The 23,846-nt window shown below is 70.4% G+C and carries 17 protein-coding genes; 5 read left to right on the top strand and 12 right to left on the bottom strand.

Going from position 1 to position 23,846, the window contains the following annotated elements; translation table 11 throughout:
- Positions 1–47: 47 nt before the first annotated feature.
- Both Q9G87_RS11455 and Q9G87_RS11450 read left to right on the top strand, forming a co-directional pair.
- Positions 48–1,259, top strand: coding sequence for an extracellular catalytic domain type 1 short-chain-length polyhydroxyalkanoate depolymerase (locus Q9G87_RS11455; RefSeq protein ID WP_305916247.1), 1,212 nt, complete (start codon positions 48–50; stop codon positions 1,257–1,259).
- 73 nt (positions 1,260–1,332) lie between these two features.
- Positions 1,333–2,262, top strand: a complete 930-nt coding sequence (locus Q9G87_RS11450; protein WP_305916246.1) for an LLM class flavin-dependent oxidoreductase — start codon at positions 1,333–1,335, stop codon at positions 2,260–2,262.
- Between the two features lie 51 nt (positions 2,263–2,313).
- Here the strand turns inward: Q9G87_RS11450 and Q9G87_RS11445 are convergent, their stop codons facing one another.
- The 5 genes from Q9G87_RS11445 to Q9G87_RS11425 all read right to left on the bottom strand — a co-directional run bounded on the left by Q9G87_RS11445 (position 2,314) and on the right by Q9G87_RS11425 (position 9,128).
- Entirely contained in the window at positions 2,314–3,345 is a 1,032-nt protein-coding gene (locus tag Q9G87_RS11445) for a LacI family DNA-binding transcriptional regulator (protein WP_305916245.1), read from the bottom strand.
- 339 nt (positions 3,346–3,684) lie between these two features.
- The gene (locus tag Q9G87_RS11440) at positions 3,685–5,040 is read right to left on the bottom strand and encodes an ABC transporter substrate-binding protein (RefSeq protein ID WP_305916244.1); all 1,356 of its coding nucleotides are present in this window, start codon (positions 5,038–5,040) and stop codon (positions 3,685–3,687) included.
- Positions 5,041–5,084: 44 nt separating this feature from the next.
- The gene (locus Q9G87_RS11435; protein ID WP_305916243.1) at positions 5,085–6,029 is read right to left on the bottom strand and encodes a carbohydrate ABC transporter permease; all 945 of its coding nucleotides are present in this window, start codon (positions 6,027–6,029) and stop codon (positions 5,085–5,087) included.
- Between the two features lie 12 nt (positions 6,030–6,041).
- On the bottom strand, positions 6,042–6,986 hold the full coding sequence (locus Q9G87_RS11430) for a carbohydrate ABC transporter permease (RefSeq protein WP_305916242.1): 945 nt from the start codon (positions 6,984–6,986) through the stop codon (positions 6,042–6,044).
- Positions 6,987–6,989: 3 nt separating this feature from the next.
- Positions 6,990–9,128, bottom strand: a complete 2,139-nt coding sequence (locus Q9G87_RS11425; RefSeq protein ID WP_305916344.1) for an alpha-galactosidase — start codon at positions 9,126–9,128, stop codon at positions 6,990–6,992.
- Between the two features lie 308 nt (positions 9,129–9,436).
- On the opposite strand from Q9G87_RS11425, the gene Q9G87_RS11420 reads away from it, so the two are divergent.
- Complete coding sequence (locus Q9G87_RS11420; RefSeq protein WP_305916241.1) at positions 9,437–11,062, top strand: alpha-amylase family protein; 1,626 nt, start codon at positions 9,437–9,439, stop codon at positions 11,060–11,062.
- Between the two features lie 19 nt (positions 11,063–11,081).
- On the opposite strand, the gene Q9G87_RS11415 is transcribed toward Q9G87_RS11420, so the two are convergent.
- The 6 genes from Q9G87_RS11415 to Q9G87_RS11390 form a co-directional block, all read right to left on the bottom strand.
- Entirely contained in the window at positions 11,082–12,056 is a 975-nt protein-coding gene (locus Q9G87_RS11415) for a hypothetical protein (RefSeq protein WP_305916240.1), read from the bottom strand.
- Between the two features lie 304 nt (positions 12,057–12,360).
- Positions 12,361–13,992 (bottom strand): ricin-type beta-trefoil lectin domain protein, encoded by a 1,632-nt coding sequence (locus Q9G87_RS11410; protein ID WP_305916239.1) that lies wholly within the window; start codon positions 13,990–13,992, stop codon positions 12,361–12,363.
- A 9-nt stretch (positions 13,993–14,001) separates the two neighbouring features.
- Positions 14,002–16,029, bottom strand: a complete 2,028-nt coding sequence (locus Q9G87_RS11405) for a glycoside hydrolase family 2 protein (protein WP_305916238.1) — start codon at positions 16,027–16,029, stop codon at positions 14,002–14,004.
- Positions 16,030–16,054: 25 nt separating this feature from the next.
- Positions 16,055–16,897, bottom strand: a complete 843-nt coding sequence (locus Q9G87_RS11400) for a carbohydrate ABC transporter permease (protein ID WP_305916237.1) — start codon at positions 16,895–16,897, stop codon at positions 16,055–16,057.
- The gene (locus Q9G87_RS11395; protein ID WP_305916236.1) at positions 16,894–17,760 is read right to left on the bottom strand and encodes a carbohydrate ABC transporter permease; all 867 of its coding nucleotides are present in this window, start codon (positions 17,758–17,760) and stop codon (positions 16,894–16,896) included. The genes Q9G87_RS11400 and Q9G87_RS11395 overlap by 4 nt, the downstream gene beginning before the upstream one ends.
- Entirely contained in the window at positions 17,757–19,133 is a 1,377-nt protein-coding gene (locus tag Q9G87_RS11390; RefSeq protein WP_305916235.1) for an ABC transporter substrate-binding protein, read from the bottom strand. The genes Q9G87_RS11395 and Q9G87_RS11390 overlap by 4 nt, the downstream gene beginning before the upstream one ends.
- Positions 19,134–19,257: 124 nt before the next feature.
- On the opposite strand from Q9G87_RS11390, the gene Q9G87_RS11385 reads away from it, so the two are divergent.
- Positions 19,258–20,268 (top strand): LacI family DNA-binding transcriptional regulator, encoded by a 1,011-nt coding sequence (locus tag Q9G87_RS11385; RefSeq protein ID WP_305916234.1) that lies wholly within the window; start codon positions 19,258–19,260, stop codon positions 20,266–20,268.
- A 61-nt stretch (positions 20,269–20,329) separates the two neighbouring features.
- Complete coding sequence (locus tag Q9G87_RS11380; RefSeq protein ID WP_305916233.1) at positions 20,330–21,529, top strand: aminoglycoside phosphotransferase family protein; 1,200 nt, start codon at positions 20,330–20,332, stop codon at positions 21,527–21,529.
- On the opposite strand, the gene Q9G87_RS11375 is transcribed toward Q9G87_RS11380, so the two are convergent.
- Positions 21,519–23,813 carry a polysaccharide lyase 8 family protein gene (locus Q9G87_RS11375; protein ID WP_305916232.1) on the bottom strand — a complete coding sequence of 765 codons (2,295 nt, stop codon included), beginning with the start codon at positions 23,811–23,813 and terminating at the stop codon, positions 21,519–21,521. The genes Q9G87_RS11380 and Q9G87_RS11375 overlap by 11 nt on opposite strands.
- Positions 23,814–23,846: the final 33 nt, after the last annotated feature.

Raw genomic sequence — 23,846 nt, 5'->3', positions numbered from 1 at the left:
TAGCCTGCGCTGTAGACCAGTGATCCAGGTCACAAAGGAGCGGCGCGATGAGCTTCCTCTCTCCCCTGCGCAGACCATGGGCCGTCACCGTGCTAGGCGTTCTGCTCGGACTGGCGGGCCTGCTCACCACAGCGCTGACCACGCCGGCTGCGCGGGCGGCGTCGCTGGTGCAGGTGTCGTCCTTCGGCACCAACCCGGGCAACCTCGCAATGCACGCCTACCGCCCCGACGGTCTGCAGAGCGGCCGCCCGCTGGTGGTGCTGCTACACGGGTGCACCCAGAACGCCAGCGGCTATTTCACCAGCAGCGGCTGGCGGAAGTATGCCGACCAGTGGGGCTTCGCGCTCGTGCTGCCCCAGACGAGCAGCGCCAACAACGCCTCGAGCTGCTTCAACTGGTTCGAGACCGGTGACACCACCCGGGGGGCCGGCGAGGCGGCCTCGATCCGCGCCATGGTCGCGTACGCCGTCGCGAACTACGGTACCGACCCCGCCCGGATCTACGTCAGCGGCCTGTCCGCGGGCGGGGCCATGTCGGCCGTCATGCTGGCCACCTATCCGGATGTCTTCGCCGCCGGCTCCATCGCGGCCGGGCTGGCCTATCGCTGCGCAAGCAGCCTGACCCAGGCGTCGAGCTGCCAGTACGGCGCCACCAGCAAGACGCCGCAGCAGTGGGGCGACCTGGTGCGCAACGCCTGTGCCGGCTGCGCGGGCCCGTACCCGCGCGTCGCGATCTGGCACGGTCTGTCCGATTACACCGTCGTTCCGGCCAACGGCACCCAACTGCGTGACCAGTGGACGAACGTGCGCGGCGTCTCGCAGACCCCCACGTCCACACAGTCGCTCACCGGCGGCACTTCCCTCCAGGTGTACGGAGACGACGACGTGCGGCTCTACCAGATCACCGGAATGGGGCACGGCCTGCCGATCGACCCGGGAAGCGCCGCCGACCAGTGCGGCACCACTGCGGCGTACTTCCTGGACACCATCTGCTCGGCCTACCACGACGCGCGTTTCTTCGGCCTGGACGGCGGACAGACCACCCCGCCGACCTCCACCCCCACGCCCACGCCGACACCGGCGACTTGTGTGTACGCGAGCAACTACGCCCACACCACCGCAGGTCGCGCCTATCAGTCCGGTGGCAACACCTACGCCAACGGCTCCAACGACGCCATGGGCCTATGGAACACCTTCGTCACCCACACACTCAGGCAGACTGGCCCGAATTACTGGGTCCTCGCCGACGGCCAGTGCTGACCTCCGAGAGTAAGTAATGGCGCTCGGAAGGCGGCGACATGGCGTGCCGGACCTGAGCGATACCCTGTCGGCCATGCGAGTGGGCATCGTGATTCTGCCTGACCAGCGGTGGTCGGAAGCGTCGCGGCGGTGGCGCCAGGCGGAGGAATACGGGTTCGACCACGCCTGGACCTACGACCACATGGGCTGGCGGGACCTCGTCGACGGCCCTTGGTTCGACGCCGTGCCGGTCTTGACCGCCGCGGCGCTGGTGACCTCCCGCATCCGCCTCGGCACGATGGTCGCCTCACCCAACTTCCGCCATCCGGCGCACTTCGCCCGCGAGGTGACCGCGCTCGATGACATGGCCGGTGGACGGCTCACCCTTGGCCTGGGCGCCGGCGGCATGGGATATGACGCCACCGTGCTCGGGCTGCCCGCGATGTCCCCGCGCCAGCGGGTCGACCGCTTCGCCGAGTTCGTGACGCTTCTCGACGGGCTGCTGCGGGACGGCAGTGCCGACTTCAGCGGGGAGCACTACCGAGCCGTGGACGCCCGCAGCACTCCGGGGTGCGTGCAGCGGCCGCGAGCGCCGTTCGTCGTCGCGGCCAACGGGCCGCGTTCGATGCGCCTGGCCGCCCGATTCGGACAGGGCTGGGTGACCACCGGCGAGCGCAGCACCGATCTCGGCGCGTGGTGGCAGTCGGTCGCCGAGCTGGCCAAGCGGTTCGACGATGTGGAGGCCGCTGCCGGGCGGGGCCCGGGCGAGCTCGACCGCATGCTCTCGCTGGACGCCGCACCGGTGTTCTCCCTCTCCAGCGCCGGCTTCTTCGCCGACGCTGCCGGGCGGGCCCGCGAGCTGGGCTTCACCGACGTGATCACGCACTGGCCGCGGTCCGACAGCTGGTACGCCGGCAGCGAGGCCACCTTGGAGACAGTGGCGAAGAACGTGTTGCCTGCCATCCAGCAGACAGCGCCCAGGCTCGGCCCGCCTACGTCGACGTCCCGCGTCGAGCCGCGCTGAATGTCGTTGGCGCCTCCGCCGAGGATGCGGTCGTGTCGATCCCGAGACCGGCTAGGCCGAGCCGCCCACGAGGATTTCGGTCGGCAGGTAGATGCCCGGCTCCCCCGTGGGGCCCTCCTCGATCTCGAGCAGGCAGCGCTCCACCAACGCGGCCGCGGCCTGCTCGAACGGCAGCCGCACGGTCGTCAGCGGCGGATCCGTGAGCCACTGAAGAGGGCCGCCGTCGAAGCCGGTCACGGCGACGTCGTGGCCGACCCGCAGCCCCGCCGAGCGTACGGCGCGGATCGCCGCGACGGCCAGCCAGTCGGCCGCGGTGACCACCGCGGTGGGGCGCCGACGCCCGCGCAGCAGCCGGCCCACGGCGGCCTCGACCTTCGCCTCCGGCTCCTGCACCAGCCACGAGCCGGGCACGGCCAGGCCGTGGTGCCGCATCCGGGCGCGGAAACCCTCCACCCGCTCGATGAACCAGTAGCCCGGCAGGCGGGGCCCCACGTAGGCGATGTCCTCGTGTCCTTTGCTCACCAGGTAGTCGACCATGGAAGCGACGCCCGCGGCGTTGTCCACATCGACCCACGACTGCGGCAGGTCGGCCTCGGTGCGCCCGAACGAGGCGAAGGGCATCCCCACTCCCGCGAGATAGCGGGCCCGGGGATCGTCGATGCTGGAGTCGGTGATCACGAATCCGTCGACTCCGTGGGCCGCGACGAGCTCGCCCAGCCGGTCGGTCACGTCGCCGGGCGAGGTGAAGACGAGGATCTGATATCCCCGCCGCTCGGCCTCACGCAGCAGAGGCGAGACGAAGGACACCGCGAAGACCTGGTTGGACTCCAGCAGCGCGCCGGAGACGTGGAACCCGAGCTGGCGCGTGCGCTGCAGGCGCAGGCTGCGTGCCTGCCGGTTGGGCTGGTAGCCGAGATCCTCCACCGCGGCCAGCACCCGCAGGCGGGTCTCCTCGGGGATGCCACTGCCCGGCCGCTCGTTGATGACGAACGAGACCGTGGTCGGCGAGACGCCTGCAAGGCGGGCCACGTCCGCCATGGTCGGGCGCCGCCTGCGTCCCCGGGCCCCCTGCCTGGTGCTCATCGGCCGCTCCGTGCTGATCGCTCCCCCGCTGCTCCCCGGTCGCTCCGTACTGATCGCTCCCCCACCGCTCCCCGGTCGCTCCGTACTGATCCCGCGTCCGCCATCCTGCGGGCCGTCGCCACCGCGACGCCCCGGCGGTGATGGTGAGGTCCGGCGGCTTCACGCGTGCGCATGCGCCCGGCCCCTCGGCCGGGCGTGATCAGCGTAGCGCAGGTGGTACGGCCGATGAGTACCTCCGGCCGCGTGACTCTTGCGTGCGTATCGGGCATGTGGACCCCCGTTCCGGCGGCAGACCCGGCACCGGCCATGCCGTGCCGGGCTGCCCGCATCTCGCCCCGATCACTTGAACAGGGCGTTGACCTGCTCGTTGGCCTTGCTCAGCGAGCTCGCCGGGGCGCTGCCGCCGATCACGGCGTCCATGGCCGGCTTCATGACGGATTCGATCTCGGCGGCGTGGTCGGTGATCGGGAAGAGGAAGGTCGTCTTGTCCTTGACGTTCACGGTGAACGCCTCGACGTCGACGCCCTTGTCCGCGAACTTCTTCTGGGCGACCTCCACCGCGGCGGGGATGGCGGGGAAGACGACCGCGTGCTGGGCGACGACGTTCTGGCACGCAGGGGAGGCGAGATACTTCACCCACTGCCACGCGGCGTCCTTGTTCTTGGTCCCTGCGTAGATCGAGTCGGCCAGGCCGTTGAACATGCTCATCCGCGTGCCCATCGGGCCGGCGGGCAGCGGGGCGAGCCCCGGCTCGAACGTGCCGGACTTGGCGCCGAACACCGAACCGATCATCCAGCTGCCGTTGGTCGCCATGGCGCCCTTACCCGCGGACAGCATGTCGTTCCAGGCCACGCCCTCGGTCGCCTTGAGCGGCGGCATGTAACCCTTGTCGATCAGGCTCTTCCACCAGGTGATGGTCTCCTGGAACTTGGGGTCGCCGTAGTTGTACTGGCTGCCCCACGGGTTCTTGTCGGTGAACTTCCAGCCGTTGCTGGCGGCGTACATGCTCCACTGGGTCTGGCCCACGCCGTTGCCGGAGCTCTCCAGCCACAGGCCGTAGGTTTCGACCTTGCTCTTGTCGAAGCCGGGCTCGTCGCCGCGCTTGCCGTTCTTGTCCACGGTCAGCTTGGCGATGATCTTCTCGTAGGTGCCGCCGTCGGCAGGGTTCCAGGCCATGTTCTTCAGCTGCTCATCGGTGATCCCCGCCTTCTCGGTGAGCTTCTTGTTGTAGAAGACGGCGATGGTGTCCCAGTCCTTGGGCAGGCCGTACCGCTTGCCGTCGGCGCCGACCCACAGGTCGGCCAGGCCCTCCGCGTAGATGCCGGTGTCCACCTTGTCCTGCTTAACGAGGTCGTCGATCGGCAGGATGGTGCGCTTGGTGACGAACTCCGGGTACTTGGCCAGGTGGTCGGTGAAGACGTCCGGCGCGGACCCGGAGACGAAGCCCGTGGTGAGCTTGGTCCAGTAGTCGTCCCAGCCGAGCTGGGTGATCTTGACCGTGATGTTCGGGTTGGCCTTCTGGAAGTCGGTGGCGCACTGCTGGTATGCCGGCTGCTGGTTGGCGTCCCAGAGCCAGTAGGAGATGGTCGCCTTCCCGCCGGCGGAGGCGGACCCTCCGCTGGTGCCGCCGCCGCACGCGGCGAGGGCCAGCGACAGCAGGGCGACGCCGGCGACCGCCGGCAGCTTTTTGATCATCAAGGTGTCCTTTCCAGTGGGGGGTTGACGCGAAGATCCGGCGGTCACTTCAGACCGGAGAACTGGATGGAGTTGACGATGCGCTTGCCGAACGCCGCGAACAGCACCAGCACCGGAAGCGCCGCGACGAGGGTGGCGGCCATCAGCCCGGCCCAGTCGGGGCTGCCCTGCGGCGTCTGGGACTTGAACACGCCGAGCGCCACGGTCAGCACGCGGACGTCGTCGTTCGTGGGATCGGTGACCAGCAGCGGCCAGAAGTACTCGTTCCAGGAATTGATGTACGTGAGGATGGCCAGCGTGGCGATCGGCGCCGCGCTCATGGGCAGGATGAGCCGGAAGAAGATGCGGGGATAGCCGGCGCCGTCGAGCATCGCGGCCTCCTCCACCTCGCGGCTCACGTTCAGGAAGAACTGCCGCAGGAAGAAGACGGCGAACGGGGTCATGAACAGGTACGGCAGCACGATCCCTGCGAAGGTGTTGAGCAGCCCCATGTTCTTCATCAGCTCGAAGTTGGGCAGGTGGATGAAGATCGGCGGGACCATCAGCGCGGTCAGGAAGAGGAAGAACACCTTGTCCCGGCCGGGCCAGCGCAGCCGCGCGAACGCGTAGGCCGCCATGGCGCTGAAGAACACCTGGCCGATCGTGATGACCGTCGCGACGATCACGGAGTTGCGCAGGTAGAGCCAGAACCTGATGGAGGCGCCGGAGCCGCCCTGCGCCTGGGCCTCCTGGATGCTCGCCACCCCGAACACCCGCTCGTACCCGCCGAGGGTCGGGGCCACCGGCAGCCAGGACGAGGGATCGGAGAACAACATCCGGTTGTTGGACAGCGAGGTGCGCAGCATCCAGTAGAACGGGAACAGCGTGAGCAGGACGAAGATCCAGAGCACCACCCAGGCGGCGATCCGGCCGATACGGGTGCGACGTCCATGGCGCGCGGCCGGCCTGGCCACCGCGGTCTTCGCCGAGGGCATGCTTATCGCGGTCATGACAGCGCTCCTCTAGGACAGGTCCGACTCGCCCGCACGCAGCAAGCGCATCTGAAGCAGCGAGACACCGGCGAGGATGGCGATGAGGGCGACGCCCATCGCGGAGGCATAGCCGAAGTCGAACTGGCTGAAGGCCTTCTCGAAGATGTAGTAGTAGATGACCTTGGAGGCGTCCGCGGGGCCGCCCTGGGTGGTGACGGCCACGGTGTCGAAGATCTGGAACGACCCGATGACCGTGATGACCAGCACCATCGCCAGCACCGGCCGCAGCAGCGGCAGCGTGATCCGCCAGAACGAGCGCCACTCCGTGGATCCGTCCACGGACGCCGCCTCGTAGAGCGACCTGGGGATCGCCTGCAGGCCGGCGAAGATCAGCAGCGCCGTGTAGCCCATGTGCTTCCAGACGTTCACCAGCGCGATCGTCGGGATCACCAGGTGCTCTTCCCCGAAGAACCCCAGGGGCTCGAGCCCGATCCAGCCGATGACCTGGTTGACCACACCGAGGGTGTAGTCCGCCATCCAGTACCACACCAGGGCGACGACCACGCTCGCGACGAGGTACGGCAGCAGCAGCACGCCGCGCAGGAGGCTCGACTTGGTCAGCCGGTGCATCATGACCGCCAGGACGATCGCGACGATCGTCTGCACCGAAATGTTGATGACGACGTATTCCAGGGTCACCGCGAGGGAGCGCCAGAAGGAGCCGTCACCGATGAGCTTGACGTAGTTCGCCGCCCCCGACCATTCGGGCGGAGCCAGCAGGCTGTGGTCGGTGAAGCTCAGGTACACGCCGCGGATCGTGGGCCAGAGGTAGAAGACCGCGAACCCGAGCAGCGCCGGGAGGATGAAGAAGAGCGCCGCCCGATGGTCCCTCCTCTCGTGCGATCGGGCCTGCGGCTTGTGGCGCCCCGCGGGCGCCCCGGGTCTTGGTGTGGGAACGGAGACCGTGTTCGCCATCGATCACTCCCTAGTCAGCCGGAGCAGCAGTAGGTGTTCTGGATAGAGATCGGGGGCCTGGATCCCGGCCTGTTCCAGGACCGAGCCGGGAAGCCTGAGCTCGCCGCGGGCCAGCCACGACGGGAGTACGTGGTTGATGCCGGCGGCCACGTCACCTGGCGCCAGCGGTTCGACCCGGTACGTCGCCCGTGGGTCGAGCCCGGGCAGCCGCACCCGGCCGGGCGGCGCGACGACCGAGGTCGCGACCGCGACCAGCGCGAAGATCGCCTCGGAGCGGTCCTGCGCGACCACGCCGTGCACCCACAGCGCGGGGTCGGGATGATCGGCGCGGACGATCCGCCCCGTGTGCAGCAGGCCGCGCACGTCCTTGTAGAGCGCGATCCAGCGGGCCAGCTCGGCTCGCTCGGCCACCGAGGCCGAGGTGAGGTCCCATTCGATGCCGAAGTGGCCGAACAGCGCGGTTCCCGCGCGGAAGGCGAGGTCGTGGCGCCGGCCGGTGGTGTGCGCGTGCCCGGCTCCCACGTGCGAGCCGATGAGCTCGGGCGGGAGCAGGAGCTGGGTCCAGCGCTGGATCGACTGGCGTTCCAGTGCGTCGATGCAGTCGCTGCCCCACACCCGGTCCGTCCGCTGGAGGATGCCGAGGTCCACGCGCGCTCCCCCCGAGGAGCAGGACTCGATCTCCAGGCCGGGGTGGCGGCGGCGCAGCTCGTCCAGCAGCCGGTAGACCGCCAGCGTCTGCCGGTGGACGGCCGCCTCGCCGCGCGGGCTGTGGCCCGCGTCGATCAGGTCGCGGTTGTGGTCCCACTTCAGGTAGTCGATGGCGTACTCGGCGACGAGCCGGTCCAGGCGGTCCAGCACGTACGCGTACGCCTCGGGGTGCACGAGGTCGAGCACCTGCTGGTGACGCACCTCCGGCGGCGTCCGCCCGCCCGTCGACATGATCCACTCCGGGTGGGCCCGGGCCAGGTCGGAGTCGGGATTGATCATCTCCGGCTCGACCCACAGCCCGAATCCCAGCCCGAGCGCCCGCACGTGATCGACCAGGGGGTGCAGGCCCTGCGGCCAGACGTCCTCGTCCACGTACCAGTCGCCGAGGCCGGCGTAGTCGTCGCGGCGGTGGCGGAACCAGCCGTCGTCCAGGACGAACCGCTCCGCTCCCACCTCGGCCGCCCGGTCGGCGAGCGCGCGCAGCTTGGGCAGGTCGTGGTCGAAGTAGACGGCCTCCCAGGTGTTCATGACCACGGGACGCGGGTCCGCCGGGTGGCCCGGCCGGGCGCGCAGGTGCCGGTGGAAGCGGTCCGACACGCCGTCCAGCCCGTGGCCGTAGGCCGCGTACAGCCGCGGGGTGGTGTACTCCTCCCCCGGTTCCAGCCGTACCTCGCCCGGCAGGAGCAGCTCGCCGCCGCCGATGACGGCCCGCCCGTCCGGCAGGCGCTCGGCGTAGGTGACATGGTTGCCACTCCAGCCCACGTGTACGGCCCACACCTCGCCGGAGCGGAATCCGAAGTCGGGAACACCGGCCGCCAGGAGCAACGACGCGTCCGCCCCTGTGCGGCCGCGGCGGCTCTCCCTGACCCGGGAGCCCACGGTGAACGGCTGGCGCTGCGGTGACCGCTCGCGCAGGTGCCGCCCGGTCAGGTCCAGCAACTCGGCGGCCTCGGCGGGCACCGGCAGGTTGAGCACGAGGCCGTCCAGCACGTACGGCTCGGCCGGATGCCGGTTGCGCACCGCGGCCCGCAGGGTGATCAGGCCGGTCGCGTCGAGCGCGATCCACACCGCCAGCTCCAGGCCCGCGGCCTCGTCCACGGCTTCGACGCGGACCTCCGCGCCGGCGGCGTGCGCGGAGGTCACTGTGAACAGCGGCGACCAGGCCGTGCCCCCGCGATGCCCGCGCAGTCCCGGCAGCCCCGGCCAGCCGGTCGCGTGCTCGGCGAGCACCGAGAGTTCCGCGGGCGTGTCGAGGCCGCTGGAGACGACGGCGGGAACGGCGGCGAGGGCCAGCTCGCGCAGCTGCGCTGGAGTGACGTCTCCGAGGTCGCCGCCCCAGTGCAGCACGCTCGGCAGGCGCGGCCCGCCGACATCCAGGACCAGGCTGACGCCGCCCGCCCGCAGGTGGATCGGCTCCGGCCGACTCGCCGCCACGCCGTACGGCGCCGTCGGCTCCTCGGCTCGCGTGCTGGTCTCCTGCGGCACTGCGGCACCTCCCGATGAGGAACTAAGCTTTAGTAAATCGATTTAGGCAACACGATTCGCCATGGCGATCAAGAGGAGGAAGCCACGGTATGCGCGGGACCATTTCGATTTACTAATTGCTTTTAGTTGCTAGGCTGGCCTCAAAAGTGCCCCCGCCTGAACCGCATGTCAATCCTTCGTTACGAGTCCGTTACGCGGATCCCACACTCGGCTCCGCGAGCCTGTGACACTCCACCCCCCTTCCTCCTTGGAGCGCCATGAGCGAGGTACGCGTGCCCGATGAGGTGTTCGTCCTGCACGACGACGGCGGCCGGCCGGCCCCGGCCCGGCGCGGTCGCACCGGCTTCGCCACCCCGGACGTGGCGGTCGACCTGAACCCGGCGGGCGAAGGCCTCGAGATCCACCTAAGCTCCCCCAGCCGCGGCCTGTCCCTGGTGGCTCTGCGGTGGCATGATCCGCTACCGGAGCCGGCCCTGATCCTGGGCGACGCCTGGGAACGCTCCTACGGCGACCTGCAGTGGCGGCACCGCCAGCCGGACCGCGTCCTTCCCTGGTACTGGCTGGCCCACGACCCCGCCACCGGCCGCACCGAGGGCATGGGCGTGCGGGTCCGGCCCGCCGCCTTCTGCTCGTGGAACCTCGACGAGGACGGCGTCACGCTCTGGCTGGACGTACGCAATGGCGCCGCGCCGGTCGAACCGGGCGGGCGGCGGCTGCACGCGGCCACCGTGGTCCGGCTCGGCCCGCGCGCGGACATGTCGCCGTTCGCCGCACTGACCGAGTTGTGCCGGGCCATGTGCGACGACCCGCTGCTACCGCCCGAGCCGGTCGTCGGCGCCAACAACTGGTACTACGCCTATGGCCGCGACTTCGGCCCGGGCGAGGTCCTGCGGGATGCGGAGACCATCGCCGACCTCGCCGGCGGCCACCCGGTCCGGCCCTTCTGCGTGGTGGACGCCGGGTGGAGTCCCGGCGGCGAGTGCCCCGGCGGGCCGTGGACGGCCGGACTCCCCGGCCTCTTCGACGACATGCCCGGCCTCGCCGCCGGCATCGCCGCCGCGGGCGCCCGGCCCGGCATCTGGCTCCGGCCGGCGGCGCTGTCCGTCGTGGACGACCCGAGCCGGCTGCGGGCCGGCCCGCGACCGGTGCCCGAGCAGCCGCTGGACCTGAGCATCCCGGACAACCTGCACACCATCGGCGCCGACGTCCGCCGCCTGACCGGCTGGGGCTTCGACCTGATCAAGCATGACTTCTCCACGTACGACCACTTCGCCCGGTGGGGTTTTCACATGGGCCGGCGACTCACCGAGCCCGGCTGGGCGCTGGCCGACCGCACCGTCACCAACGCCGAGGTGCTCCTGAGCCTGTACCGGACCATCAGGCAGGCGGCCGGTGACGCGCTGGTGCTCGGCTGCAACACGGTCGGCCACCTGGCCGCCGGCCTGGTCCACCTGCAGCGGACCGGCGACGACACCTCCGGCAGGTTCTGGGAGCGGACCCGCCGGATGGGGGTCAACACCCTGGCCTTCCGGCTGGCCCAGCACCGCACCTTCTTCGCCGTGGACGCCGACTGCGTGCCCTGCACTCCGGCCACCCCGTGGGAACGCAACCGGGAGTTCCTGGACCTGGTGGCCCGGTCGGGGACGGCGCTGTTCGTCTCGGTGGACCCGCGGGCCCGCACCGCCGGCGTGGACGCCGACCTGCGCGCCGCCGTGCGGATCGCGCTGGACGGCGGCGTGCCGGGCGGTGTGGAGCCCTTGGACTGGCTGCACACCAACAGCCCGCGCGACTGGCGGACCGGTGACGGCCACCGCCGCTACCGGTGGCTGGAGCCGTACGGCGCCGGGCCGCTGATGGACGGCACCGAGCTGCTCGGGTTGTGACGCCTCGCCCGCACCCTGGTCATCGGCACGACGTCATGACGCCGGCGATGGCGGCATGAACCACAGCCTTCTCATCGCTGGTCAGATCCATGGGGCGGTGAGTGAAGGCGTTGTCCGTGTGGACGTGGACCTGTAGCCCCGACGACCGGGCACCGGCGATCAGGATGTCGGTGAGGCCGAGCAGGAGGGATGCCGACCTGGTGGCGGAGTCCACATCCTGATGCCGATCGAACTCCGCCGCGAGAGCACGCAGACCTTCGGCGAGGTCCGGCTCTGGCACGGTGAGGGCTCCGGCGACCCGGCGTGCCTGCTCGGCGGACCTGTCGCCCCAGTTCGACCAGTGCCAGCCGGGCCACCGCTGCCCGACGTCCAGCAGGGCACCGCGCAACGTCGAGGTGGTCCAGATGCCGGCGCTCTGGTCATCGAGGTCGAGGTGGACACCGGCGACGACCTTCTCGGGGCATGAGGTGATCGTCGGCCAGGCAGAGAGGTAGTCGTCCAGGAACCTCGCCCCAATGCCGATGACCGCTGCGGCCGAATCGACGAGGTAGGCCCGCGTCCGGCCTTGGTGGATCACGGTGACCAACTCGTCGCACCATTCTTCGCCGGCTTGCGGAGCCTGCGGGGATGGCGGGGTGACCTCGGCGGCGTGGCCGACTACCACCTTGATCTGCTGAGGGCCGTCATAGGCCCACTCCACCCGCCAGCCGGGCCAGGTCCGGGCGAGTGTGGCCAGGGCCGCGAGCCGGTAGCTTTGGTCGCCGTCGCAGTGGCAGAACAGCAGCAGTCGCCGTTCGTCATGGTCGATCAGGCATGCGCCGTCGCATTCGCCCTCCCACATCCATGAGCTCTGCTCGCGCTGGCGGCGGGCGAACCGGGTTGCCGGTTCAGGGCCGGGCAGGAGGTCGAGTTCGAGGTGGTGGGCGCCCCATTGCGAGTAGTAGAGCCCGAAAGTGCCGCCCTGCAGAGTGGCGTAATGTGCACGGCTTCCCATAGCCATACCGTAATTGAGGCATCACTAAATGTGAGTGCCGTTCTGAAGATCTCGTGCTGAAGGTATCGCGGTGGGCCCGAGTCCGCGGGGTTTGGGGGGCGGCAGAGGTGCGTCACAACGTCGGCCGCCGTCTCTGGGCTGCCGCCCTGGCTGATGGGACCGGTGCATCGTGGCCGGCGGCGAGAAGGCCAAGCGGCGGGAGATTGGCTGACGGTCGAGCCGTCGACCAGAGACGGGCCGACGGTGGGACAGGTGGTACCACCGTCGGCCCTGAGGTGCGCAAACGTGTGAGACCTTCACGTGCTTAGGCCGGGAGGTTCCACTTCTGCGGATCGAGTCCGTTGCAGTCGTAGATCTGCAGGCGGGTGCCGGCGGCGGTGGCGCCGCCGGGGCTGTCGAGGCAGCGGCCGGACTGCGGGTTCAGCAGGGCGCCGTTCGGCTGCGAGCGCCACTGCTGGCCGCCCGCGCCGTTGCACTCCCAGAGCTGGACCTTGCTGAAGTTGGCGGTGGCGTTGGCGTCGATGTCCAGGCACTTGCCGAAGGCGCGCAGAGTGCCATCGGGGTGCCGCGACCAGCGCTGGCCGGTGGCGATCCCGCAGTCCCACAGCTGCACGGGGTTGCCGTTGGCGTTCGTGTTGGTGTCCACGTCCACGCACTTGCCGGCGCCGGCGGGCCCGGTGATCTGGCCGGCGGTGCCGGGCAGCGTGCCGATGCCGTACTTGACCTGGCACTGGTTGCCGGTGAGCTGGGTGGCGGCGAGGTAGAGGAAGCCGGTGCCGTTCGCGGAGGGCACGATGGGCGAGCTGTAGCCGGGGCAGGACGGCTCGCCGGTGTTGTAGCCGCCGGTGGGGTTGACGTTCACCGGCGCCTCGATCTCGGTCCACGCGCCGGCGCCCAGATTGGTGTTGGCGAACAGGACCTGGCCGGACTCGCCGAGCACGGTCTTGTTGCCGGTCGGGCCGGCGACGACGCGCTGGCCGGACATCAGCAGCGTGCCGTTGGGGCCGCCGCCAGGCAGCCAGGCCACGTACGGCGTGTGCAGCAGCTCCCGCTGGTCGGAGGTGCGGACCAGGGTCCCGGTGCCGGAGCCCCAGTTCAGGCCGTCGGAGCTGGTCTTGACGTACACCTCGCAGGCGTGGTCGGGGTCGGTGGCGTCCCGGCACATCTCGTACGCCATCAGGAATGACCCGTTCGGCAGCCCGGTCACGATTGACATGCCCGGCCTGGCCAGGTTGTCGGCCGGGAAAGCCACGTCCTGGGTGAGGGTGGCGCTCCACGACTGGCCGCCGTTGGTGGAGGTGTAGTGGCCGATGATCTGGTTGTTGGTGGGGGTGTTGGCGGGGCGCTCGTCGGAGATGAAGCAGGCGAGGGTGTTGTTCGGGGCCAGCAGGAACCACGGCTCCCAGATGCCGTGGCCCCACGAATTGGGCTGGCCGCTGGTCTGCGTGCAGTTCGACAGGTACGTCCAGGTCGCACCGTGGTCGGTGCTCTTGAACACCTCGACCTTCTGGGCCGTGTAGTCGCCGACGTCCCAGGCTGTGCCCGCGGCCAGAAGGTCGCCTTGGTTCAGCCCGTTGGCTGTGCGCGGCACCTCGTACAGAACCGGGGCCTCCAGGTCCCAGCCGGGCGTATGGGAGGTGATCGTGGAGATCGGGTTCGCTGGCCAGGTGCGCCCACCGTCGGTGCTGCGGTAGATCGGCAGCGACGTGGGCGCGTTGTGGTTGCGGCGGGCGAACGTCGCGAGCATGGTCTCGTTCGGCGAGCCGTCGTGGTCGAGTCGGATCGCCCGCGGGTAGCTGGCGTCGCCCTGCGGATACGTGCCCAGGTTCGGCGCGTAGAGCACCTGGCCGGGCGGAGCCGCCTGGGCGGAACTCGCGGACCCGGCCAGGCAGGCTCCGACCAGGGCTAACGCGGCAATGGGGGGTGTGAGGCGCACGCTGTCTCCTTAGTTCGAGTCGTCTCCGATGACGGGGGTGGTGCAGGTGTCCACGTCCACGGCCGAGCGGGCGACCACGGCGCCGTCGCTGACCAGGGCGAGGTGCAGGCGGCCGCTGGTCCAACCGGCCGGGAGCTCGGCGCTGACCTCGGCGGGGGCGCTGAGCAGGAACGGCTTGGCCTCGATCCACGGGCCTGGCGCGCCGAAAGCGCCGGGTGCGTCGGGGGCGGGGCGCAGCACGGGAGTCCAGGCGGTGTGCAGGTGGCCGTTGACCGGCTCGGCGCCGTGGTGGGAGACGCGTACGGGCACGGTGATCTCGCGCGTCTCGGTCAGCAGGTCGCGGCCGGGCGCGACGGGGACGACGTCGAGGACGAGCGTGGTGGTGGCGTTCACGTGCGCCGGGTCCACCCCGGCCAGGTCTTTGGCCCGGCGCTCGAAGTCCAGCAGGCCGGCGGACTCGTGCTCGATGTCGTACAGCTCGGTGTAGACGTAGCCGGCCAGGCGGTCGTGGCGGCGCAGCTCCTGGGTCTGCCAGCGCAGGTGCCAGGCGCGTTCCACGCTGGTGAAGCCGCCGCCGTACTCGCTGTTGAGGTTGGGCAGGCCGCGCAGCGGCTGGGACGGCGCGCCGGCCAGCTTCTTGCGTACGACGTAGTCCGGGCCGAGCCGGACCGGGAAGTCGTCCTGCGCGCCGTCCAGCAGGGCGGCCACCGTCCGGCCCCAGGAGGCGGCGGACTCGTCGTAGTAGTGCCAGTCGAGGAGGTCGGTCTTGACGTGGGTCCAGCCGGAGTTGTCCACCGCCGGGCGGGTCGGGTCGAGGGCCTTGAGCAGGTCGTACGCCCACGCGGCGGCCTCCTGCTTGGCCGGGTCGCCCGGGATGTCCCAGTCCAGGCCCCACTCCTCGTTGTACAGGCCCCAGATGACGATCGCCGGGGAGTTGCCGTCGCGTTCCACCATGGGCGCGATCTGCTCCTCGAACGCCGCCACGGACTCGGCGGAGAAGCGGCCAGTGGCGGCGGGCTCGGCCCATAGCAGCATGCCGAGCGTGTCGGCGTGGTGGACGAAGCGCGGGTCCTCCAGCTTGAGGTGCTTGCGGACCAGGTTGTATCCGGCCGCGGCGGCAAGGTCGAGGTCGTGGCGGAGCGCGGCGTCGTCGGGTGGGGTGATGCCGGTGCGCGGCCAGTAGCCCTGGTCGAGCACGCCGCGTACGAACAGGCGGCGGCCGTTCAGGTACAGGTCCTCGCCGATCACCTCGATCCGGCGCAGACCCGTGTAGGCGGCGACCCGGTCGGTGCCGTCGGCCGAGGTCAGCTCGGCGTCCACGTGGTAGAGGTGCGGGTCGTCCGGCGACCACAGGCGCGGCTCGCCGACCGGCAGCACGCCCCGTACGGTCCCGCCGGCGACCGGCAGCTCGATCGTCGTCTCCGTCCCGCGCAGGGTCAGCCGGAGTACGGACTCCGCCGGTCCCGCCACCCGGGCCTCGACCTCGATGGCGTCCAGTCCCGCCGACGGGCGCAGCTTCAGGGCGGCCAAGTGGGTGGCGGGGCGGGCTTCCAGCCAGACGCTCTGCCAGATGCCGGACGACGGGGTGAAACACACGCCGTCGAAGTCGTCGCGCGGGATGCTGCGCTGTTTGCCGTGCGCGATCTCGCGCTTGTCGAGCGGCGCGGAGACCCGTACCACGACCTCCTGGGCGCCGCCGTCGCGCAGCGCGTCGGTGATGTCGGCCTCGAACGGCGTGTAGCCGCCCCGGTGGGTGACCACCTCGACGTCGTTCACCCAGACGGTGGCCTCGTGGTGCACGGCGCCGAAGTGCAGCACCACCCGCTGCCCGGTCCACTCCGGCGGGACGGTGAGCCGGCGGCGATACCAGGCCACCGGCAGCCAGTGGGCCTCGATGCCCGACGCGGGGGTCTCCCAGGCGAAGGGCACGGTGATGGTCCGGTGCCAGTCCGGCTCGGGGTCGGCCCGGAAGTCCCACTCGCCGTTGAGGCTCGACCAGGCGTGCGACCGGTCGAAGTGGGGGCGGGGATATTCCATGGTGCTCTCTTCCGTGAGGACGGGGTCAGCCCTTGACGCTGCCCGCGAGGATGCCGTTGATGAAGTGGCGCTGCAGCAGGACGAAGATCACCAGCAGCGGCAGGAGCGCGATGCTGCCCGCGGCGAGGAGTTCGCCCCAGACCGTCGCGAAGTCGGCGCCGATCCGGTTGCCGGTGACGTTCTGCGCCAGCGTGGCCAGCACCACCTGCAGCGTCTGGTGTGAGGTGTCGTTGACGGCGACGACCGGCCAGACGAAGTCGTTGTAGACGTTCATGGTGGTCAGCACCGCCAGCGCGGCCAGTCCGGGCCGGATCACCGGCAGCACGACCTTGGCGAAGATGCCGAACTCGCCCGCGCCGTCCACCCGCCCGGCGTCGATCAGCTCGTCCGGGATGGCGGCGATGGTCTGCCGCATCCAGAAGATGCTGAACGCGTCGATGCTGCCCGGCAGGATCAGCGCCTGGTACGTGTTCACCCAGCCCAGCGCGCTCATCTCCAGCAGCAGCGGGATGATCAGCACCAGCGTCGGCAGCATCAGGGTCAGCAGGACCACGCCGAACAGCAGGTTCTTGCCGGGGAAGTCGTACTTGGCGAAGGCGTAGCCGGCCAGCGGGCAGAAGAACATGGTCATCGCGCCCTTGACCACCAGCACCAGCGCCGTGTTCGCGAACCCGGTGCCGATCGGCACGTCGGCGAACATCGCCCGGTAGTTGTCCAGCGTCAGCGCGCCGATCGACAGCGGATCTGAGATGATCTCGGCCGCCGGCTTGAGCGAGGAGCTGACCGCCCACCAGATCGGGTAGAGGAACACGATCGCGAGCAGCGCCAGCACCGCGTACTGCAGGGGGCCGGGCCTGGTCTGGTTCATGACGCCTCGTCCTTCGGCCGCAGCAGCCTGACCGAGACCAGCGACAGGCCGAAGACCAGCAGCACCAGCAGGAACGAGTTCGCGGCGCCGGTGCCCAGGTCGGAGGCGGTGATGTGGTCGTACAGGTACAGGCCTGCGGTGGTGGTGGAGCCGTACGGGCCGCCCTCGGTGACCACGAACGGCTCGGCGAACATCTGGAAGACGGCCAGCGTCTGCACGACCACCAGGAACGCCATGCTCCGGCGCACCAGCGGGACGGTGATCGACCAGAACTGGCGGGCGCGGGAGGCGCCGTCGAGGGCGGCGGCCTCGTACACGCCGCCGGGCACGGCCTGCAGGCCGGCCAGCAGGATGATGATCGCGAACCCGGTGGTCTTCCACAGGAACAGCAGCGCCAGCGTCGGCTTGGCCCACGCCGTGGACGTCAGCCAGCCCACGTCCGGCAGGCCCACCAGGTTGAGCAGGTGGTTGACCGGGCCGTAGTCCTGGTCGAACACTACGATCCACACCTGCGCCATGGCCACCAGCGGGGTCACGAACGGCGCGATGAACGCCACCCGGAACAGCCCGCGCAGCCGCAGCTTGGCGTTGGCCAGCAGCACCGCGCCGCCCAACCCGGCGATGACCTGGATCGGCACGATGAGCAGCCACATGATCGCGCTGTTGCCGAGCGAGGCCCAGAAGTCCGGGCTGGTCAGCAGGTAGAGGTAGTTGCCGAGCCCCACCCAGTGGGCCTCGCCGGCTCCCCGCCAGCGCATGAAGCTGAGCTGCAGCGCGTAGATCAGCGGGTAGATCCCGAACGCGGCGAAGACCACGAAGAACGGGGCGATGAACAGGTACGGCGACAGTCGCGCAGACCTCATGAGCGGTCGATGAGGTTGCGCTGGATCTTCTGCGCCGACTCGGCGATCACGTCATCGGGCGCCATCTTGCCCTCCATCAGGCGCTGCACGTTGTTGCCGAGGTAGTCCACCGACTGCGCCCACCACCACGGGATCGGCGCGGCGGCAGGGATGGTGGCGGCGGCGTCCACGGCCACCTTCCACAGGTCCTGGCCGCCGAGCGCCTCGATCGGCTGGAACAGCGGCTTGGCCGGGTCGAGTGCGGGCTGGTAGCTGGGGATCGAGGTGGACAGGCCGCCGGGGTAGACGCTGTTGGGGCCGTACACGGCGGTGTAGCCGGGCTCCTTGAAGCACAGGAACTCATACAGCAGCCAGGCCAGCTCGGGGTTCTTGGCCTTGGCGGGGATGACGAAGCTGCTCCCGCCCATCGCACCGCTGCGCGCGCCGCCCGGCGTCCAGGCCGGCAGCGGCGCCGCCCGCCACTTGCCCTTGGTGGCCTTGAGCAGCTGCTGCGGCGCGAAGGACCACCAGATCGCCCACGGCACGAACACCTGCTGGCCGCTCTCCAGCGTGTTGACGTCGGCCGGCTCCAGGTAGGGCGCGTGGGTGACCAGACCGTCCTTGACGGCGGTCTGGATCCAGGCGAAGATCCGCCGGTATTCGGCCGAGTCGAGCCGGAGCTTGCCCTGGGCGTCGGTGAGGCTGGTGCCCTGCTGGTTGGCCAGCATCTCCAGCCACAGCTGGCCCAGGAACGGGCTCTTGTCCAGGTGGATGGGCCTGGTCTTGGGGTCCTTCTCCTTGATCGTGCGGGCCGCGGTCAGCAGGTCGTCGTACGTGGCCAGGCTCGCCGGGTCGATCCCCGCGCCCTCCAGGATGTCCTCGCGGTACCAGAGCAGGCCGGGGTCCAGGTCCCACGGCACGCCGTAGATCTTGCCCCCGACGGTGTTCACCGACACTTTGTACGGCGACGTCTGCTCGCGGTACGGCGCGATCAGGTCGGTCAGGTCGTACAGGTGCTCGGCCTGCCCGCCGATCTTGGCGTCGTCCCAGAAGCTGCCGTCGGGCACGTCCGTGCCGCTGATCAGGGTGTTGGCCAGCTTGGCGTCGATGTCCACGGCCTGGTGGTTCACCGTGACGTTCGGGTACGCCTCGCGGAACTTGGCGATCGCCGCGTCGAACACCTTGAACAGGTCGCCGGACCGGTTCCAGATCGTGATCTGGCCCTTCGCGGACGCGGCCGAGGCGGTGGGCTTGGCGAGCTTGCTCGGCTGGGCGCCCGGCCCGCCGGGGGTGCCGGGGGCGCAGCCGGCCAGCGCGCCGCCGGTCGCCGCGAGCGCGCCGAGGCCCAGGGCTCCCTTGAGAAATCCACGGCGGTCCATTGGTGGTTCGGACATCTCTGACTCCTCGGCCTCGCCTCAGGTGAGGGCTCTGCAACGATGCAGACATCATGCATACTTGTCTGCAACGATGCAAGAGCGGTTAGGATCTGGTGAGGTTTGGAAGGGCGTAAGGAGACGCATGGCCGGTGCAACCCTGCGCGACGTCGCCAAGCGGGCGAACGTCTCGATCCGCACGGTGTCCAACGTGGTCAACGGCTACGCGCCGGTCTCCGACGAGCTGCGGGTCCGGGTCCAGGCGGCGCTGGACGAGCTCGACTACCGCCCCAATCTGATCGCGCGCAATCTCAAACAGGGGCGCACCGGGATGATTGCCCTGGTCGTGCCCGAGCTGGACGTGCCGTACTTCGCCGAGCTGGCCCGGCAGGTGATCACCGCGGCTCGTGCGCACGGCTACGTGGTGATGATCGACCAGACCGACGGCGACGGAGATCGCGAGCGCGAGCTGCTCGGCCGGGACTCGCGGGCCACCATGTTCGACGGGCTCCTGTTGAGCCCGCTGACCGTGTCGGCGCAGGAGCTGCGGTCCCGGGGCAACCGCATCCCGATCGTGCTGCTCGGCGAGCACATCTTCAACGGCAGCTTCCACCACGTGGCCATCGACAACGTGGCGGCGGCCCGGGACGCCACCGCCCACCTGCTCGGCCTTGGCCGCCGCCGGGTGGCCGCCATCGGCGACCAGCCGTACGCGACCGGCGAGACCGCGCAGCTGCGCACGGCCGGCTACCGGCAGGCGCTGGCGCGGGCGGGCCTGGACGTGGACGAACGCCTGATCGTGTCCACCCCGCACTTCCACCGGCGGCTCGGCGCCGAGGCCATGGAGTCGCTGCTGGCACTCCCCGAGCCGCCCGACGCCGTGTTCTGCTACAACGACCTGCTGGCCCTCGGCGCGATGCGGGCGCTCACCAGGGCGGGGCGGCGCATCCCCGACGACGTGGCCGTGGCCGGCATCGACGACATCGAGGAGGGCCAGTACAGCACGCCCAGCCTGACCACGGTCGCCCCCGACAAGGGCGAGATCGCGCGCCGGGCGGTGAACATCCTCCTCGAAGCGATCAACGGCACCGCCGCCGCGCCCGCCGAGATCGTGGTGCCCCACCGGCTGATCGTCCGGGAGAGCACGGCGGGCTAGGGCCGCCGCACCGGCCGGATATTCCGTGGCGGGCGTCGCGGGGAGCGATCACACTGAGCGGATGGACAGGACAGTCAGCGCATGGATCACCTCGGGTGACGATCGGCTCGGTGTCATCGGCCCGTTCGCGGTGGATGTGCCGTGGTGGGCCGATGTGGAGCCGGTCGTCGCGCACCTGCGCCAGGCGCTCGGCGTGGACGTCCTGGTGCTGCGCCTCCTGGACGTGGACGGCGGCGAAGGCGGCCGGGGTGGTCATGTGACCTATCACGTCGAAGCGCTAGAGTGGCCCGCCCCCGGGCGGCTGACGGCTCCGCTGCCCGCTGATCATGGGGTGCTGGACAGGCCCGAGCGGCTGCGGGCGCCGTGGGCGCGGATCGACGGGCTGCGGGAGCTGTTGAGCTGGGCAGCGGACGCGCTGAGGACGGCCGGGCGACCGCTGACCGGGCCGATCCGGCAACGCAGGACCTGGAATCTGGCCGGGCTGTTCCTCCTGCCCACCGCCCAAGGGCCCGTATGGCTGAAGGCCACACCGCACTTCGCCACCGACGAGGCCGCCGTCATCGGCGCGTTCGCGGCCCTGGACCCCGGCCTGGTTCCCACGGTCGTGGCGTCGGGACCGCGGCGGGTCCTGCTGGAGCACCTTCCCGGCGAGGACTGCTGGGACGCTCCCGTCGAGATCATCGACAGCGCTGTGACGCGACTGTCCGCCGCACAGGCCGGCCTGGCGGGCGCGATCCCGCCCGGGTTGCCTGACCGGCGCGGACCCGTCGTCGCCGACCGGGTCCGCGAGCTGCTCGCCGGTGACGTGGCCCGCGAGCTGACCGCAGAGGAGCTGGAGGGTGCGTACGAGCTGGTCGAACGGTGGCCCCTGCTGGCCGAGTGCGGCCTGCCCGACACGGTCGTGCACGGCGACTTCCACCCGGGAAACTGGCGCAGCGACGGCGGTCCGCCGGCCGTGGTGGACTTCGCCGACGCGCACGTCGGCAACCCGGTGCTGGACGGAATACGGGCCCGCGACTGGCTTCCCCCCGCCAAACGACCCGCCGCCGCCGAGGCCTGGATCGAGGCCTGGACCGCCTACGCACCCGGTAGCGACCCGGCCCGAGCACTGGCGATCGCCGAACCGCTGTCCCACCTGGACTACGCCGTCCGCTACCAGGAGTTCCTGGACGGCATCGAACCGTCGGAGCGGATCTATCACCTCGGCGACCCGGCCACCAGCATCCGCGCCGCCCTGCGTTCCGCCGTGATCATGGACTGACGTGCACCACCGCGGTGTGGGCGTGCCCGCGGCTCCCAGCCACTTCCACCTTGACCGCCCTCTTCGCCTTGCGCACGCTCCGGTCGTTTTCCTTGACCGCCTTGACCGGCCACGGCAGGGTGATCTTCACCTCGTCGGCGGTCCTGGACGGGTCGGAGACCGCGAGCTGTACCCGCTTGTGGTCGCGGCGGATGAGCAGCGTGCATGGGCCGTCGGCGGTGAGTGGTCCATCCGCGGTCTCGACGGTCCCCGCGCGCCAGAAGACGGCGGCGAGCAGATTGTCGCGGGAAATGGCCTGCACCGTTCTGGAGTTGGCGAGGATCTCGATGCGCCGGCCGTAAGCCGCGGTCTGCGCGATGGAGGCTTCGGGCAGCACGGCATAGGCATAGCGTGCCTTGCGCGGATCGACGCCGTGGTCGATGAGGATCGTCGTGTAGTGCCTGGTGACGGGGGTCTTGTCGCCTCCAGTGGTGGCGCCCTTGTCGATGTCCCGCCAGCGGCCGGTGCGCTTCTTGCGGATCACCTTCGGGTCGGCGTCGTCGAGCAGCGCGTAGCCGGCCACGCCGGACAGGTGGACCCAGCCGTCGCCCCGGGTCAGCGGCGGATGCCGGTCGTGGGTGTTGCGGTTCTCCACGATGGTCTCGATGCGGCGGCCGTCGGAGGCGGCGATGCCGGTACCGAGCGCGATCACCGCGTCATCGAGAAGGAACCACGCTTTCTTGGCCCGCAGCGAGGAGCCGTCGGCGATCAGCTTCATGGCCGCCACGCCGTACTCGCCGTCGAGTGCCACGCCGCCCGCCCACGGGGTGGGTGGCAGGCGACGCTTGCCGTGCGGGAGAGCGGCGCGTCGCCGCGTGTCGACCGTCGTGCCCGGCAGCCGGTACGGGTCGATCGTGGGCCACAGGTCGTCGTTCCAGTGGGTGAGGTCGCCGGTGTAGAGGTAGGTCATGCCGTCGCCGGTGTACCAGCCGTGCAGGTTCTCCCGGTTCATGGCCTCGGCCGCGCCGATCCGCTCCGAGCTCATCGCGATCGCGTAGGACCAGGTGGGGCGGCGGTGCACGACCCGGTCCATGTCGGCGAAGACGTACGTGCCCGTCGTGCGCGGGCCGACCGGCACCGACGGGTCCTCCAGCAGGGCCGTGGCCTTCGCGATGCTCGCCAGCGGTGCGAGCGTGTCGTAGGGGATGGCCTGGTTGCGGGTGAGCCAGCCCTTCACCAGCGGCCGCCAGCGCCGGGCATGGCGCTCGGGCGCCGTCTCCAGCAGCGTGAGGATGGCCTCGACCGCCTTCTGCCCCGAGTGGTAGTCGCGATGGCCCTGCACCGAGATCTGCCGGCCGCGTACGCAGTCCATCATCAGCCCGTCGAAGATGAACGGCGCGAACGAGCGATCCACCATGTCGTACACGTTCCCGATTCCGGTGATCTCCCACGGTGACTTGGAGAGCATGGCGATCAGCTTGGCCACGCTCTCCAGGTAGTCCACACCGTAACTGCCGGTGTAGGGGAACACATCGTGCTGGATGAACGACCCGTCACGGTAGAAGCCGTCACCTGGACCCCTGGTCGGCCGCAGCAGGTCGGAGACCGCGTCCCTGGCCCGCTTGATGAGGCGGGCGTCGTGGGTGAGCAATCCGCGCATCGCCACCGCCGTGGCCTTGCCCGCCCGGTTGGCGCCGGTCTCGACGACGCCGGGATGGCTGACGCGGCGCTCCGGGTCGGGGCACCAGCGGTGCAGCGGTCGCAGCCAGCGCTCGAGGCGGTCCTTGGGCAGGCCATCGTAGAGCAGGGCGCAGGTGTCGGTCAGCGCGCGGGGGACGCCGATCTCCCACCAGAACCAGTTGCTGCCCCGCCGGTCGAGCCCCTCGTGGTAGGCGTGCTCGTACAGGAAGTCCAGCGCCCTGACCGCGGTCTCGGCGACCTGCCCGTCCCGGTGCATGGCGGTGCCCGGCGTAGCCCAGCCCAGCGCCAGCGTGCGCATGCGGTTGTAGGCGCGGTTGAAGTTGCCCGTCCCGGGGTCCTCGAGCGGCAGGTCGGGCCACAGGCTCGGGCGGTCGGGGGCGGGCTTCAGCTTGCGCAGCACCGCATGGGCCGAGCCCTCGATCGCCTGTGTCTTGTCGGTGTAGGCGGAGTTGTACGACCCGCCGGCCAGCAGGCTCACCCAGCGCTCACGCGCCGCGTCGAACGCGGCGGCGCCGACCGCCTCGGCCGGTCTTTCCCACAGGGCGAGGCCGGCCACGGCCGCGGCGCCCAGCAGGGCGGACCGCCGACTGAGGGGGTGGATCATGGAGGCCTTCCGACAATCGCGCAAATATCAGAT

The sequence above is a fragment of the Nonomuraea turcica genome (assembly GCF_030718205.1).
GTDB lineage: Bacteria > Actinomycetota > Actinomycetes > Streptosporangiales > Streptosporangiaceae > Nonomuraea.
Note: the sequence above shows the minus strand (reverse complement) of the source record. Positions and strands in the feature narration are given on the sequence as shown.

Bases quoted from the DNA above. Each gene is read 5' to 3' on its own strand.
- Q9G87_RS11420 (WP_305916241.1), top strand. From the start codon at position 9,437: ATGAGCGAGGTACGCGTGCCCGATGAGGTGTTCGTCCTGCACGACGAC.
- Q9G87_RS11455 (WP_305916247.1), top strand. From the start codon at position 48: ATGAGCTTCCTCTCTCCCCTGCGCAGACCATGGGCCGTCACCGTGCTA.
- Q9G87_RS11445 (WP_305916245.1), bottom strand. From the start codon at position 3,345: ATGAGCACCAGGCAGGGGGCCCGGGGACGCAGGCGGCGCCCGACCATG.
- Q9G87_RS11395 (WP_305916236.1), bottom strand. From the start codon at position 17,760: ATGAGGTCTGCGCGACTGTCGCCGTACCTGTTCATCGCCCCGTTCTTC.
- Q9G87_RS11430 (WP_305916242.1), bottom strand. From the start codon at position 6,986: ATGGCGAACACGGTCTCCGTTCCCACACCAAGACCCGGGGCGCCCGCG.
- Q9G87_RS11375 (WP_305916232.1), bottom strand. From the start codon at position 23,813: ATGATCCACCCCCTCAGTCGGCGGTCCGCCCTGCTGGGCGCCGCGGCC.
- Q9G87_RS11435 (WP_305916243.1), bottom strand. From the start codon at position 6,029: ATGACCGCGATAAGCATGCCCTCGGCGAAGACCGCGGTGGCCAGGCCG.
- Q9G87_RS11400 (WP_305916237.1), bottom strand. From the start codon at position 16,897: ATGAACCAGACCAGGCCCGGCCCCCTGCAGTACGCGGTGCTGGCGCTG.
- Q9G87_RS11385 (WP_305916234.1), top strand. From the start codon at position 19,258: ATGGCCGGTGCAACCCTGCGCGACGTCGCCAAGCGGGCGAACGTCTCG.
- Q9G87_RS11415 (WP_305916240.1), bottom strand. From the start codon at position 12,056: ATGGGAAGCCGTGCACATTACGCCACTCTGCAGGGCGGCACTTTCGGG.
- Q9G87_RS11440 (WP_305916244.1), bottom strand. From the start codon at position 5,040: ATGATCAAAAAGCTGCCGGCGGTCGCCGGCGTCGCCCTGCTGTCGCTG.
- Q9G87_RS11405 (WP_305916238.1), bottom strand. From the start codon at position 16,029: ATGGAATATCCCCGCCCCCACTTCGACCGGTCGCACGCCTGGTCGAGC.
- Q9G87_RS11390 (WP_305916235.1), bottom strand. From the start codon at position 19,133: ATGTCCGAACCACCAATGGACCGCCGTGGATTTCTCAAGGGAGCCCTG.
- Q9G87_RS11450 (WP_305916246.1), top strand. From the start codon at position 1,333: ATGCGAGTGGGCATCGTGATTCTGCCTGACCAGCGGTGGTCGGAAGCG.
- Q9G87_RS11380 (WP_305916233.1), top strand. From the start codon at position 20,330: ATGGACAGGACAGTCAGCGCATGGATCACCTCGGGTGACGATCGGCTC.